Source organism: Pedobacter sp. BG31 (assembly GCF_042464845.1).
GTDB lineage: Bacteria > Bacteroidota > Bacteroidia > Sphingobacteriales > Sphingobacteriaceae > Pedobacter > Pedobacter suwonensis.
The window spans coordinates 124,158-137,236 of record NZ_JBHNZK010000005.1 but is presented as its reverse complement, the minus strand read 5'-3'; the positions used below and the strand labels follow the sequence as shown (position 1 = coordinate 137,236).

The 13,079-nt window shown below is 39.1% G+C and carries 12 protein-coding genes; 4 read left to right on the top strand and 8 right to left on the bottom strand.

Annotated features, from left to right (window positions below; genetic code table 11):
- Window positions 1–22 precede the first annotated feature (22 nt).
- On the top strand, window positions 23–991 hold the full coding sequence (locus ACFE6N_RS08605; protein WP_090988162.1) for an FKBP-type peptidyl-prolyl cis-trans isomerase: 969 nt from the start codon (window positions 23–25) through the stop codon (window positions 989–991).
- 46 nt (window positions 992–1,037) lie between these two features.
- Here ACFE6N_RS08605 and ACFE6N_RS08600 read toward each other — a convergent pair whose 3' ends face one another.
- The 4 genes from ACFE6N_RS08600 to ACFE6N_RS08585 all read right to left on the bottom strand — a co-directional run bounded on the left by ACFE6N_RS08600 (window position 1,038) and on the right by ACFE6N_RS08585 (window position 4,862).
- Window positions 1,038–1,508 (bottom strand): CYTH domain-containing protein, encoded by a 471-nt coding sequence (locus tag ACFE6N_RS08600; RefSeq protein WP_378935595.1) that lies wholly within the window; start codon window positions 1,506–1,508, stop codon window positions 1,038–1,040.
- A gap of 1 nt (window position 1,509) precedes the next feature.
- Complete coding sequence (locus tag ACFE6N_RS08595; RefSeq protein WP_378935593.1) at window positions 1,510–3,459, bottom strand: beta-N-acetylhexosaminidase; 1,950 nt, start codon at window positions 3,457–3,459, stop codon at window positions 1,510–1,512.
- Window positions 3,460–3,678: 219 nt separating this feature from the next.
- Window positions 3,679–4,068 carry an STAS/SEC14 domain-containing protein gene (locus ACFE6N_RS08590; RefSeq protein WP_378935591.1) on the bottom strand — a complete coding sequence of 130 codons (390 nt, stop codon included), beginning with the start codon at window positions 4,066–4,068 and terminating at the stop codon, window positions 3,679–3,681.
- 74 nt (window positions 4,069–4,142) lie between these two features.
- Window positions 4,143–4,862, bottom strand: coding sequence for a gamma-glutamyl-gamma-aminobutyrate hydrolase family protein (locus ACFE6N_RS08585; protein WP_378935589.1), 720 nt, complete (start codon window positions 4,860–4,862; stop codon window positions 4,143–4,145).
- Window positions 4,863–5,072: 210 nt separating this feature from the next.
- Between ACFE6N_RS08585 and ACFE6N_RS08580 the strand changes: the two genes are divergently transcribed.
- The gene (locus ACFE6N_RS08580; protein ID WP_378935587.1) at window positions 5,073–7,169 is read left to right on the top strand and encodes a M48 family metalloprotease; all 2,097 of its coding nucleotides are present in this window, start codon (window positions 5,073–5,075) and stop codon (window positions 7,167–7,169) included.
- A gap of 76 nt (window positions 7,170–7,245) precedes the next feature.
- Here ACFE6N_RS08580 and yiaA read toward each other — a convergent pair whose 3' ends face one another.
- Complete coding sequence (yiaA, locus tag ACFE6N_RS08575) at window positions 7,246–7,656, bottom strand: inner membrane protein YiaA (protein WP_378935585.1); 411 nt, start codon at window positions 7,654–7,656, stop codon at window positions 7,246–7,248.
- A gap of 166 nt (window positions 7,657–7,822) precedes the next feature.
- Between yiaA and ACFE6N_RS08570 the strand changes: the two genes are divergently transcribed.
- Both ACFE6N_RS08570 and ACFE6N_RS08565 read left to right on the top strand, forming a co-directional pair.
- On the top strand, window positions 7,823–9,319 hold the full coding sequence (locus ACFE6N_RS08570; RefSeq protein ID WP_378935583.1) for an NAD(P)H-hydrate dehydratase: 1,497 nt from the start codon (window positions 7,823–7,825) through the stop codon (window positions 9,317–9,319).
- A gap of 120 nt (window positions 9,320–9,439) precedes the next feature.
- Complete coding sequence (locus ACFE6N_RS08565) at window positions 9,440–10,141, top strand: AIM24 family protein (RefSeq protein ID WP_134204197.1); 702 nt, start codon at window positions 9,440–9,442, stop codon at window positions 10,139–10,141.
- Window positions 10,142–10,327: 186 nt separating this feature from the next.
- On the opposite strand, the gene ACFE6N_RS08560 is transcribed toward ACFE6N_RS08565, so the two are convergent.
- The 3 genes from ACFE6N_RS08560 to lipA form a co-directional block, all read right to left on the bottom strand.
- The gene (locus ACFE6N_RS08560) at window positions 10,328–11,185 is read right to left on the bottom strand and encodes an anti-sigma factor domain-containing protein (RefSeq protein ID WP_378935580.1); all 858 of its coding nucleotides are present in this window, start codon (window positions 11,183–11,185) and stop codon (window positions 10,328–10,330) included.
- Between the two features lie 2 nt (window positions 11,186–11,187).
- Entirely contained in the window at window positions 11,188–11,739 is a 552-nt protein-coding gene (locus ACFE6N_RS08555; protein WP_134204195.1) for an RNA polymerase sigma factor, read from the bottom strand.
- A gap of 111 nt (window positions 11,740–11,850) precedes the next feature.
- Window positions 11,851–12,744 carry a lipoyl synthase gene (gene lipA / locus ACFE6N_RS08550; protein ID WP_090988144.1) on the bottom strand — a complete coding sequence of 298 codons (894 nt, stop codon included), beginning with the start codon at window positions 12,742–12,744 and terminating at the stop codon, window positions 11,851–11,853.
- Window positions 12,745–13,079 lie beyond the last annotated feature (335 nt).

The following is a 13,079-nucleotide window of genomic DNA, read 5'->3' as shown; positions in this document are numbered from 1 at the left end:
TAATTTTTAATTAAAATATTAAATGAAAAAAGGAATAATTATTCTCTTGGCAGCAGCATCAGGGCTAACTGCTTGTAACAAGTTCGAAAAGGGTGAAGGAGATATGACTTACAAAATCTATCAAAGTGAAGGTAAGCCGAAAATTCAGGAAGGTGATTATGTAAAGCTAAATGGCGTTCAAACCGTAGAAACCAACAACAATCCCGATTCGGTAATGGTCAATACATACGACAATGAACGTCCTGCATTCTTTGCCATTAGTAAATCGATGTTTAAAGGCGATTTGGCCTCTGGACTAAAACTGCTGGGTGAAGGGGATAGTGCTGTCTTTAAATTGAACCTGGATTCGATGGAGAAATATTCAGGTCAGCCGAAACCAAAAGGGTTAAAGTCGAATATTGCGTCATTTACCATTAAAATTGAGAAGGTTTTACATAAAGGAAAGGATCCCGATTCTATTTTTGAAGCAAAGAAGAGACTTTTTTTTGAAGCTGAATACAAAGCTTTAAATGATAAAAACAAAACGGTAGAGCCTGCCAAAATAGCTAAGTATATTGAAGAAAACAACCTGAAGATGACTACTGCACCGTCTGGCTTGCAGTATGTGATTTATGCTCCTGGAAACTCTGAAAGAGCCACTTTAACAGATACAGTTTTAATTGATTACACCGGCCAGTTTACCAATAAAAAATCAAATGGGGGATTAAACGTCTTTGATACTTCAAATGCTAAAATTGCAAAAGAGGCTGGTATTTTCTCCGAAAATGTACAATATGTACCACGAGGCTTACCATTGGGCCAATTGCCACAAGGAGTGATCCAGGGTATTCAAATGATTGGAGTTGGTGGCAAGATCAAAATGATTTTGCCCTCTAAATTGGGTTTTGGGGAAAGTGGCGGCGGACCCATCAATCCGTTTACACCATTGGTTTTCGATGTCGAATTAAAAGGTATTATTAAGCCAAATGCAGCTTTGCCATTAGCTAAATAAAATTTATTAGACCTCGCAGGTTTTCAAAACCTGCGAGGTCTTCAATCTAAATCCAATCTTTAAAAGGTTTAACCGTGAGGTTAGAATTGTAATATTTTGCCTCTTCGGTAACTTCGGTACTTACCCAATCTGGTAAATCAAAAGGCTCATCTTCGCTTTCCAGTTCTATTTCTGCAACAATTAATCCTTCATTGTCTCCGGTAAATACATCAACTTCCCAGAGTTTGCCATTAAACTCAATTTCGTACCGGGTTTTCGAAAGCTCGGAAACCGAGAAGTTATCCAGCAATTCTGTGGCTTCGCCAACCGGAATTTCATATTCATATTCCAACCTCGACGCACCAATGGTTTGCCCTTTGATGGTTAAAAAACCTTTAGTTTCTGTTGCCCTTACCCGTATCGTTTTAGTTTGATCGGTTAACAGATAACCCTGCCTTAAAAGTTTCCCCTTTGGCTTGGTTAAGTTATCCCACTCTGGCTGATGGATTAAAAATTTGCGCTCTATTTCTTTTCCCATTTTATCTTGCCCTTTTTTGTAAATCTGCAACAGGCATACTGATCAATCTTCCGATAGGCTGTTTACCACGATAGGTAATTACGCGCAACATACTGGCATCTTTAGGCACCTGTAATGCAGCAGTATACTTAGGGTAAAAACGGTCGGGCGTAGAGTTGTCAAAACTGTAGTAAATGTCTAAGCCATCTATTTCTGTTGTCAGTTCCACCATCAGCTGTTTATCTGCGCTGCGTTTTACGGTAAAAATCGGATCGTAGATAGCAGGTGAATATTTAATCTCTGCTAAATCCAATCGTTTGAAATGCTGTTGCGTACGATCGACAAAATTTGTCCAGTTTTTTTTGTCAATCGGGCTCCAAATGGATTCAGCGATAGCAAATGCACGTGGGTAAAGCATGTATTCAACCTGGCGGAAAGTAAAAATCTGCTCTGTCCAAAGGTTAGCCTGTGCCCCAATGATATACTTTGCATTTACACCTGCAGGAACAGGATTAAATTGGTAAGCTTTATTTAACCTAAGCGAGGCATATACTTTTGGCTCCGTAATAGCGTCAGCCTGCATATAGTCCAGATAGGCGAAATCGGTAGGGCTCATCACCACATTGTGTTTATCATTGGCGGCCTGGATCCCGTATTTCATTCCCCTCCAACTCATTACTGCAGCTGTTTGCGATACCCCTCCTTCAAGAATCTCGTCCCAACCCATAAATTTCTTACCTTTCGAAATCACGATCTGTTCTGCACGTTTTTCGAAATATGCCTGAACCTGCGGCATGGTTTTCAATCCTTCACGAACCATTAAAGCTTTAACCTGATCGTTCTTTTCCCAAAAATTATGCGGCGCTTCATCGCCACCCATGTGGATGTATTCAAAAGGGAACAGGTTAGCTACCTGGGTAAGTACCGAATCTAAAAATACGTAAACCTTTTCATTGGCCGGGCAAAGTGTATTGTCAACCAAGGCCGTTGGTGGCGCACCACGGCTCCAGTCCATTATTTTCTCTCCTGACCGAACCTTATAATTAACGGCCTCTGGTGTGCATGATAGCTCTGGATAGGAGGCAATAATGGCTAAACTATGTCCCGGAACATCAATTTCCGGCAATATGTTTACAAAACGTTCCTGTGCATACTGAACAAGTTCTTTAATGTCATCCTGGGTATAAAATCCGCCATAAGTGCGGGGCTCATCAGGTGCAGGTGGAGTAAAATCACCGAAAGTTCCGGTTTTTTTAACACTCCAGGCACCGATTTCGGTTAATTTCGGCAAGCCTTTAATTTCAATCCTCCAGCCTTCATCATCGGCAAGGTGTAAATGTAAAAGGTTGAATTTATAGCGCACCATACCATCAATAAACTGTTTTACTTCTTGCTTGGTAAAAAAATGGCGGGCAACATCGAACATCAAACCTCGCCAGCCTAATTTCGGATAGTCTATTACATCAACACAGGGTGCTTTCCATTTGATGCCATTTACCAGCTCTTTACTTTCTATTTCGGCTGGGAAAAGCTGCAGTAATGATTGAATACCGTAAAAAATACCGGCCGGCTGGTTAGCTGTGATGACAACCTGCGTAGGGTTAACATTTAATTTATAGCCCTCTTTACCCAGTTGTACGTCTTCCTGCGTATTTAAAATCAGTTTAATGGTAGGATGGGATGAATTGCTTACCGAACTCACAAATTTTCCCGTGGCGGTTGTGATCCTGTCAGACAGATAATTAATGGATTGCTTTAATTCTGTACTTTTAGCCGCCTGTACAATTATATTTTCAGGCAAAGTAAATGTACCTGCCTTTTTTACCAACGATACAGGCTCAGGTATAATGGCAATTGGTGTTGGTACCACTTCACTTTCTGCAGCGCCGATTTCAGTTTCGGTAACAATATTCTGAGCGGAGATTTTAGCTGCGAAAAAGCAGCAGGAGATAATCAGGAATAATTTTTTCATGAAAATAATTAAAGCGGATTGACCGGATAAGTATAATCTGCAATTTATTAAAAAAGATTTTAATTGGAGGTTTTTGTTTTCTCAATTTAACCACTGAGTTTACAAAGAGGGGCACAAAGCACGCAGATTAGTAGGTTAATAAGCCGGATATTTGTCAGTCCGGAGTCGAAGACTTAACTGAAAACTGTTATGACGTTAAGGGAAATGGAGCTGTTTTATTTACAAAAAACGTCTCAGCCATTCCAACGCTTTCTCTTGATCTGTAAATGATTTAATCGGAATAGGTGGGTTCTGAAACTTAAATAAAATCTTCATAATCAATTGTGTCAAACCAGGTTTCGAAACCATGGCCATGGCCTTATAGATTTTAGGTAACTGCTCGGTTGAAAATTTTCGCGTTTCTTTGTCTGGTACGGGAGAATTTTTTAAGTAAATTAACAATGGAACTTTCCTATTATTGGTGATTTTCTTTACCAGCTCGACATTGGCCTTAATATTTTCTACGGTACGTAAAACGCTTTTACTGTATGAAATCAGTATGCCGTCATTCGTTAATAAATAATCGGCAATTTCGCCTTCTATAAGTTGATTGATGCTGTCGCTTTCCATGTTATTTCTTTCCTGAATATCGCCTCATGTTTGGTAGAATGCCCATATATCAAGAGCGCTATTTATCGGCATATCTATTTGCTTTCATTTTTGAGCCTGGTCTTAATGGCGTGTACGAAAGCCTCATGTATGTTTTTGCAAAACGGGCTTTGCTGATCTTTCAGCCGCTCCGGATGCCATTGTACGAATAACAAAAAAGATTTTCCGTGAGGTTCAATCCTTTCCATGGCTTCGGTAACCCCATCAGGAGATAGGGCACTCACCACGAGTCCTTTTCCTGTTTTATCGGTACTTTGGTGGTGGTTACTGTTTACCAATCCCTTATCGGTATTCACCACCTGGCTTAGCCATGAAGTGGGATTTACAATAATCTCATGATAGCGGTCTGATTTATCGCGCATTTTCGAATGATCAAATTTGCCCCAGGTTGGGATGTCGGGAATCAGGGTGCCGCCAAAAAATACATTTCCAACCTGCATGCCCCTGCAAATACCTAAAACCGGGATAGAATTGGCTTCGGTATACGTTAATACCTTAAATTCGAATTCATCGCGTTTTTCGTCTACATCATCATCATAACAGTAAGCATAATATTCAGGCTGATCGTAAAATCTTGGATGCACATCTTCACCACCAGTTAAGACAATGCCATTACATTTTTTAATCTCGTCGAAATTATCGAGTTTATGTCCAAGCCGGATCACTGTTATATCTTCACTATAGGATAAAACCCAATCCCGATAGATGTCGAATTTGCTGCAATCGGTAACGCCTATGATTATTTGATCAGTCATATCAATTATATTCGTTCTATTTCACTGATTACAAGATTACAAAATTTACCCTTAAAGTGATAAATAAAAGGCTTTTGACACAAGTTTTAAGATGGCAATTATTTCGAAGCATTTATCCTCACTAACCTTACTGCAATATTTGTTAATTTTTTTAAAGTGCTTTTGAGCATTTACCAGTTTTCTTATCTTGCATTACCAAACAATATCGTTATGTACAAAAATGCGCTCCAACCCTCTGCAAATTTTAAGAAGATGGCCCGTAAATCTATTCTGGCTATTTTATTATTTGTAGTAACCTACCTGCTATTGGTTTCTGCCGCGGTGGTTTTAACTATCCTTTCAGCGTATGCTGGGCTTATGCTTATTGTAGCCAAGCCGATGGTAATTACGATTATGCTTGGCGGTGGATTGATCTGTTTTGGCGTGTTAATCTTAATTTTTTTGGTGAAGTTTATATTCAAGGTTAACAAAATTGACCGCTCTCACTTAACACAGGTTACCAAAGCAGAACAACCGGCACTTTTCAAAATGATTGACGAAATTGTGATCGCCGTAGGTACTGATTTTCCTAAAAAGGTTTACTTTTCGTCAGAGGTTAATGCCTCAGTGTTTTACGATTCCAGTTTTTGGAGCATGTTCCTTCCGGTAAGAAAAAATCTGCACATTGGCCTGGGGCTTATGAATACGATATCAATCGATGAGCTAAAGGCAATTCTTGCACATGAATTTGGGCATTTTTCACAAAAGAGTATGCGTACCGGTAGTTATGTATATAATGTTAACCAAGTGATATACAATATACTTTACGATAACGAAGGCTACAGTCATTTTGCCCAACAGATCGCAAATGTGAGCAATTACTTCGCATTTTTTGTTGTTTTAGCTGGTAAAATAACCGGTGGAATACAGTTTATATTAAAAAAAATCTATGATGTTGTTAACCTGAACCATTTGGCACTTTCTAGGGAAATGGAATTTCATGCTGACACCGTTGCGGCAAGTATTGCCGGCTCCGATGCTTTGATTACCGCTCTTCACCGCTTACAGCTTGCTGACTATTCGCTGAACAATGTATTTAGCTATTACAACGATAAAATAAAGGATAAGGAAAAAACCAATAACATTTTTCCACAGCAAAAATTTGTGATGGATTTTTATGCCAGTCTTCAGCAGATCAGGACAGTCCATAATCTTCCAATAGTGTCAGAAGAACATTATAATAAATTCAATAAAAGTAAACTTGTGCTGAAAGATCAATGGTCTTCGCATCCAAGTACTGCAGATAGGGTAACACATCTTAAGCAACTGAATTTTCCGCTGAAAAGTTATGGTTCCGGTATAGCAATAGATTTGTTGGTCAATAAAGATGAAGTACTTGAAGAGATTACAAAAAAGCTTTTTGATGCAATAGATTATGGAGATACTCCTCTAATTTCAGATTTAAGTAAGTTTGAAGAAGGTTTTTTTGAAAACCAGCGACAAAATGCATTTCATCAGTTATATAATGGCTATTTTGATTTCAGAAATCCACCTCACGATCTCGGTGCTGATGCATTTGAAAAAACAACATTTACCATCGCGTTAGATGTTGAGGATTTTTTTAGCGATGAAAATTTAAGTTTGATATATCTCCATGACGGTATTAATGAAGATTTAAATCTGCTTAAGCAGATTGAGGATAAGACTTTTGACGTTAAAACCTTTGATTACGATGGAAAAAGATTCACTCAGGATGGTTGTCGGGATTTAATTAGTCGCTTAGAAAATGAATCCAGGGATTTGGAAGATCAAATGAAGAAATTAGATATACAGATCTTCGAATATTTCCTATCTCTTTCCGCTGAGCAAGGCCGAAAGGAAGAATTTGTAAATTTTTATAGCACCTATCAAGCCATCCACTCACTTTTAGAAGACCAGAATAATTGTCATCATAAAATTGCACAGGCGACTTCTTTCATGCATACGCGTACAGCTATTGAAACGATTGAACAACAGATGCATTTGGTCAAGAATGAAGAAATTAAATTTAAAGAAGAACTTTTAAAATTACTCGCAAACCCCTTGTACAGTGAGCAGATAAATGAAGAAGATAAAAAACTGATCGAAAAATTTACATCAACAGATTATAAGTATTTTGCAGGCGGTAGCTATTTTAATCTCCAGGTAGACGAACTTTTTGAATCGATCCAGTTATTTGTAAAGATTATTAATGTTACAAATTTTAAGTCTAAAAAGAAATTACTGGATTTTCAGGTAGAATTGGTAAACGTACATCGAAGTAAAAGCGTTAGGTTAATTGCTGATTAATCTTTTTTAAATAAAAAAGCAGGCTTTATGAAGCAATTTCATAAAGCCTGCTTTAGTTTTTGGTCACTGTAGCGATTTAGCTTTCCTGATCTTTGTTTTTATTCACAATCTGGCTGTCCCTTGTGTTTTTCTGCACCGCAATAGCACCAAAAAGAGAAAGCAAAAAGGCAAAAGCATAAAATCCTTTTTCACTGGGTAACAAAGTGGCATTCCACAAACCGATTACCAGTAGGGTAATGGTCAATAATGTTGAAAACCAACTGATGCCATAATAGATCTCAGTTACGGGGATTCCTTCCAATTTATCGCGAACAGCTTTTTGCAAAGAGATAACCGCGAAAAGGCCAAACATCAATACGGTAAAATAGTATCCTTTTTCATTAAGAAGCATATCAGAACGCCACAGGCCCACGATAAAGCCGATCATTCCGGTGCCCAGGGCAATCCAGGAGGCCGCCACAAATGCATTTGATGGTTTTTGATTCATATTTGAGATTTAATTTAATTCGATAGACAAAGCTAACGATGGGCAAAAGGTATAAAATTAAAAGCAATTGATATAAAATGTTTTTAAATCAGATGTATTTAGATATAAAAAAACCAAACAAAATTCCATCTTTTGCATTATAGCTGTATATTCTTATTTTAGTCATATGCGAACATTGCTTACTTCTGCTCAAATGCGCAGTGCTGATCAGTTTACCATAGCAAACAAACCCATTGCATCAATTGATTTGATGGAAAAAGCTGCAAGGGCTTTTGTGCAGTGCTTTTTGAGAGAGGAGTTCGATACCAGCAAAAGCGTAGCTATATTTTGTGGTAAGGGAAATAATGGGGGAGACGGACTGGCTATCGCACATTTACTTCTTGCTAACGGATATGAGAATTTAAAAGTTTACATTGTTGATTTCAGCGAAAAACAAAGCGGTGATTTTGCGATCAACCTGCAACGGATGGAGGAAACACGCTGTAAAAAAACAATTATCAGTCGGGCCGCAGATCTAAAAAACCTGAAGGCCGATATCATTATTGATGCCATTTTAGGTTCCGGCTTAAATAAACCGTTAAGCGGAGAATTTGAAGCGCTGGCGAGAACCATAAATAAGCTGAACAGAAAAGTATATGCGGTTGATGTACCTACGGGTTTTTTTGCTGAGGGTAAACTGCCAAAAGATTATAATGGAGTAAAGGCCTATAAAACCATTTGCTTTCAAAGACCCAAGATTAATTTTTTCTTTCCTGAATCGGCCATGGCGACGGAAAAGTATGAGGTAGCTGATATTGATCTGGATGAAGCTTTTATCCAAAAGCAGGATGCAGATTTCTATTTATTGGAAGTCTCTGATATAGAGAAGATCCTGCAGCCCCGGAAATTGTTCAGTCATAAAGGCACCTACGGCCACGCTTTGATTATAGCAGGTAATAGCCATACCATGGGTGCGGCATTGCTTTCTGCTATGGCCTGTTTACATACAGGGGCAGGATTAACCACTGCTTGCATTCCGCAAGGGGGATTAACCGCCTTAAATACTACTTTGCCAGAGGTAATGGCACTGCCAAGAGATGAATACACGAGGATAGAAGACCCAAAAAAATATCAGGCAATTGCGATTGGACCAGGCTTAGGTACCGGCGCTGATCATGAAAAACTATTGGAAAGTTTGCTTATTACGAATCTTCCGCTGATTATTGATGCAGATGCACTGAATATTTTAGGCAAAAGGCCCGATTTAATTGATAAACTTGTTGCGAATACTGTGATCACCCCGCATGTGAAAGAGTTTGATCGGCTATTTGGCGAACACGATAACTGGTGGGACAGGGTGCAAACGGCCCAATTACGATCTAAAAAACAAGGAATCGTTATCGTGCTTAAAAACCAGTATACTTTTATCTGTTTGCCAACAGGTAAGGTGCTCATCAATCCTACAGGTAATCCGGCAATGGCACAGGGTGGAATGGGGGATGTGCTTACCGGTATGATTACAGGTTTTAAAGCGCAGGGATATTCGGCAGCAGAGGCTGCTATTCTGGCCTGCTATATTCATGGTCGGGCAGGCGACAATTTAGCAGAGGAGCAGTTTGTCGTTGCCGCGTCGCAGCTCGCTACTAAAATATCAAGAGAGATTAAAACCCTCATCTCCAAATAGCTTCGATACAGTTTTTTTAAAAAGAAAGCTTTATTAGCCCGCTATACTTACAGTTCACACTTTAGATTTTACACGAATATTTTAATTAACAGATATCTTAAAAACGGAAAACAAATTTTTATGGCACAAAGAGAATACACTTTGAATGAGCTCATTCAGGAATCGGCAGAGAACCCAAATGAAAACGATTTTTTTGAATTAGAGAAACCAGCCATGTTGGAGGTAAACCTGAAAAATCAAAAAATCCTTGCAAAAGCCGGTTCTATGGTCGCTTACATCGGAAATATCGATTTTAAAAGAGAAGGGCTATTGAGTAAAGGATTGGGCGGTTTATTAAAAAAAGCGATCTCTGGCGAAGGTACTTCACTCATGCATGCAACGGGAACAGGCAAATTATATCTGGCAGATGAGGGCAAGAAAGTTAAAATCATCAAACTTCAAAACGAAGCTGTTTTTGTAAATGGTAATGATGTTTTAGCATTGGAAGAGAATATAAAAAATGAAATAAAAATGTTAAAAAGCATTGCAGGGATGATGAGCGGCGGTTTATTTCAGGTCAAATTATCAGGAAGCGGTTATATTGCCATTACTACACACGGCGAACCGATTTTATTGAGGGTAACCGGCAATCAGCCTGTGTATACTGACCCAAATGCTACAGTAGCCTGGTCAGAAAACTTAACGCCTAATATTAAAACCAATTTAACTTTTGGCTCTTTTATAGGCCGGGGAAGTGGCGAATCTTTTCAGTTAGAATTTTTTGGTGAAGGATGGGTATTGGTGCAGCCTTACGAAGAAGTGAAGTACGCAGCAAAGTCATAACATTGTTTGGTTAGTGGGCATGCTAACCAGTAGTCAGTAAAATGTGTAATTCGTCATGCTGAATTTATTTCAGCATCTTTATTGCAATTAAGACCCTGAAATAAATTCAGGGTGACGATCGTTAAACAAAAAACCCCAGCATTGATAAAATGCTGGGGTTTAATATTATAGCTAAATAATTTCTAATTAAACACCGCCCATAACGGTTAGCTTGTCCATTGTTGGATTAACACTTCCGCCCGTAGGCTCTAAGGTTACGGCAAAAGCCTGTGCTTCCTGGATAGCCTGCATTTTTACCAGTGCTTCATTATGCGTAGAATCTGTTTTTCCGAAGAGGCCTAAACTTACCGGTTTGCCATTTACCAGGGCCCATAGCTGATATTCGTGTTGGGCATCAGTTTTTGGCAGATCCATTGCTACATAATTAATCAATACACTTTTATCTTTTTTATTCCAGTACAGCTTCATTTTAGAAGTTGGACTAAAAGCCTGTCCTGCCATACGGATGGTTGCCCATTCTTTGCTATCGGCCATTGCAGCCATATTGCCCAAGCCCTGGTTTTCAAACTCTAGCTTGCTTACTATTCCTGCAAATTTCTGTTTATCGAGGTTTAAGCTGGCAATCTGGTCATGTGCGGCAGCTAATTTGTTGTATGTAATAAATAACGCCGCTGTACTCACTACCAATAGAGCGATACAAGCTACTAAGGCGTAACGCAAAACTTTCACTTTACCATCACTTCCATCCAAACGTATAATTTTTGCTTCGTCTGTATAGGTTGGTTCAGGTTGAATATTTACGTTTGCTTCAGGCCCATTCAATCCCAATTGTTCAAATAATCTGGTTTGTATATCTTCAGAAGGTTGTACGGCGTTTTGCATAGCATACTTTTCCATAGCTAGCTCAATAGCGGCTATTTCATCCCTTACCCCAGGGTATTGGGATGCCATTTCCTCCACCCGCAATGTTTCTTCGGGTGATAAATCACCCAAAACATACAGTTCAAGTACTCCAGATTCGATATATGCTTTTAAATTTTCCACGCTCAATTAAAACTCCTTCTCAATTCAATAATAGCCAATCTGATCCGGGTTTTCACCGTACCTAATGGCAGATCTAACTTTTCTGCGGCTTCCACATGAGTGAAACCCTTGTAATAAACTAAATCAAGAACTGCTTGTAAATCCGGTTTAAGGTTATTTACAAGTTGCTTAACACCAAGAACATCGGGATTAAAAGTAACCTTGTTTTGCTCATCAACGAAACTTACGTTATTTTCTATGTCTTGGTTTTTGAGTGAATTCTTAAAATCTTTAGAACGTAATTTATCGATAGATAAATTGCGCGCAATATTCATCATCCACGTAAATAAACGCCCTTTGGTATGATCATAGTGTGCGGCAGATTGCCAGATTTTTACAAAGGTTTCCTGTAGCACATCTTCAGCAAGCTCGGTATGGGTAATAATGCGTGAAATAACGCCATAAAGTGCTGACGAATACATACTGTATAATGTTTTTAGTACCGCTGGATCTTTCGATTGCAGTGCTAGCACAAGTTCTGGCTCAGTTAGGGTTAGTTTTTTAAATGCAGTCACTATGGTTACTAAGATACAATACACAACACCAAAAGCAAAAAAAAGTTTTATAAACACATTCCCGCAAGGAATACGATTATAAAACTTTTTGCATTTACCTGATTTAGTGAACTATACTATCCCTTCAATCGGGAAAAGGTGTTTTTCTGCATGGTAAGATGAACGAACCAGCGGACCACTTTCTACATATTTTAAGCCTTTCGCCAAGCCGGCTTCCTTATACATAGCAAAGGTATCAGGATGGATCCAGTCAACCACCGGATGGTGATTGCGGGTTGGTTGTAAATATTGGCCCAAGGTGAGGATGTGCACGCCATTGGCCACTAAATCGTCCATCGCTTCGAAAATATCTTCTTCAGTTTCGCCTAAACCAAGCATAATACCTGTTTTTGTTCTTAAACCAAATTCCGAAATTCTTTTGAGTGCTTCCAAGCTTCTATCATATTTTGCCTGTATACGCACTTGTCTGGTTAAACGCTTAACCGTTTCCATATTGTGTGAAACCACTTCCGGACGTTCTTCTAAAACACGGTATAAATTATCCCATTGTCCCTTAAAATCGGGTATCAAAGTTTCTAAAGTGGTCACCGGGCTTTCCCTGCGGATGGCTTGTAAGGTTTCAGCCCAGATGATTGAGCCCCCATCTTTTAAGTCATCACGATCTACGGAAGTAATTACACAGTGTTTAACTCCCATTAATTTTACCGAATCGGCAATGCGGTTGGGCTCGTCAACGTCAACAGCCAAAGGGCGGCCGGTAGCTACCGCACAAAAAGAACAGCTGCGGGTACAAATGTTACCTAAAATCATGAATGTTGCCGTACCTGCACCCCAGCATTCGCCCATATTCGGGCAATTGCCACTTTCGCAGATGGTATGGAGCTTATGTGTGTCTACTAAACTGCGAACTTGCGCATATTCTTTACCAACAGGTAATTTTACACGTAACCAATCTGGTTTACGCTTTACTTCAGTCACAGCAGGTACTACTGGTAAATCAATCATGGTACAAAGTTAATGAATAGGATTGAATTGTTGCAACGCCGAAATGTTTGAGGGTTGTAATAATAGTTGGGGTATATGGCCAATTGTAGTTCATCATAAATGGTATCCAGATATAAGTAAATTAGTTTAGCTGCCTAAAGTGCTAAAACCTGCCAGCTAAACCCTATTGAAGCGGCAGCTCCCGATTTTTCCATCGGGACTATAGCGGAAAGAGGGACTGCTGTTGCCGATGAGCAGTACAGTACCTTTTCCAAAAACAAAACCATTTTAGAATCCATCCAAAAAAATAAGGGATGATATGCCCCGGAGGTTAACTGAAAATCATATGCTCAACA

What these genes read in the sequence shown, in the direction of transcription:
- ACFE6N_RS08570 (WP_378935583.1), top strand. Translation starts at nt 7,823, where the DNA reads ATGCGAACATTGCTTACTTCTGCTCAAATGCGCAGTGCTGATCAGTTT.
- ACFE6N_RS08605 (WP_090988162.1), top strand. Translation starts at nt 23, where the DNA reads ATGAAAAAAGGAATAATTATTCTCTTGGCAGCAGCATCAGGGCTAACT.
- ACFE6N_RS08585 (WP_378935589.1), bottom strand. Translation starts at nt 4,862, where the DNA reads ATGACTGATCAAATAATCATAGGCGTTACCGATTGCAGCAAATTCGAC.
- lipA (WP_090988144.1), bottom strand. Translation starts at nt 12,744, where the DNA reads ATGATTGATTTACCAGTAGTACCTGCTGTGACTGAAGTAAAGCGTAAA.
- ACFE6N_RS08565 (WP_134204197.1), top strand. Translation starts at nt 9,440, where the DNA reads ATGGCACAAAGAGAATACACTTTGAATGAGCTCATTCAGGAATCGGCA.
- ACFE6N_RS08580 (WP_378935587.1), top strand. Translation starts at nt 5,073, where the DNA reads ATGTACAAAAATGCGCTCCAACCCTCTGCAAATTTTAAGAAGATGGCC.
- yiaA (WP_378935585.1), bottom strand. Translation starts at nt 7,656, where the DNA reads ATGAATCAAAAACCATCAAATGCATTTGTGGCGGCCTCCTGGATTGCC.
- ACFE6N_RS08595 (WP_378935593.1), bottom strand. Translation starts at nt 3,459, where the DNA reads ATGAAAAAATTATTCCTGATTATCTCCTGCTGCTTTTTCGCAGCTAAA.
- ACFE6N_RS08600 (WP_378935595.1), bottom strand. Translation starts at nt 1,508, where the DNA reads ATGGGAAAAGAAATAGAGCGCAAATTTTTAATCCATCAGCCAGAGTGG.
- ACFE6N_RS08590 (WP_378935591.1), bottom strand. Translation starts at nt 4,068, where the DNA reads ATGGAAAGCGACAGCATCAATCAACTTATAGAAGGCGAAATTGCCGAT.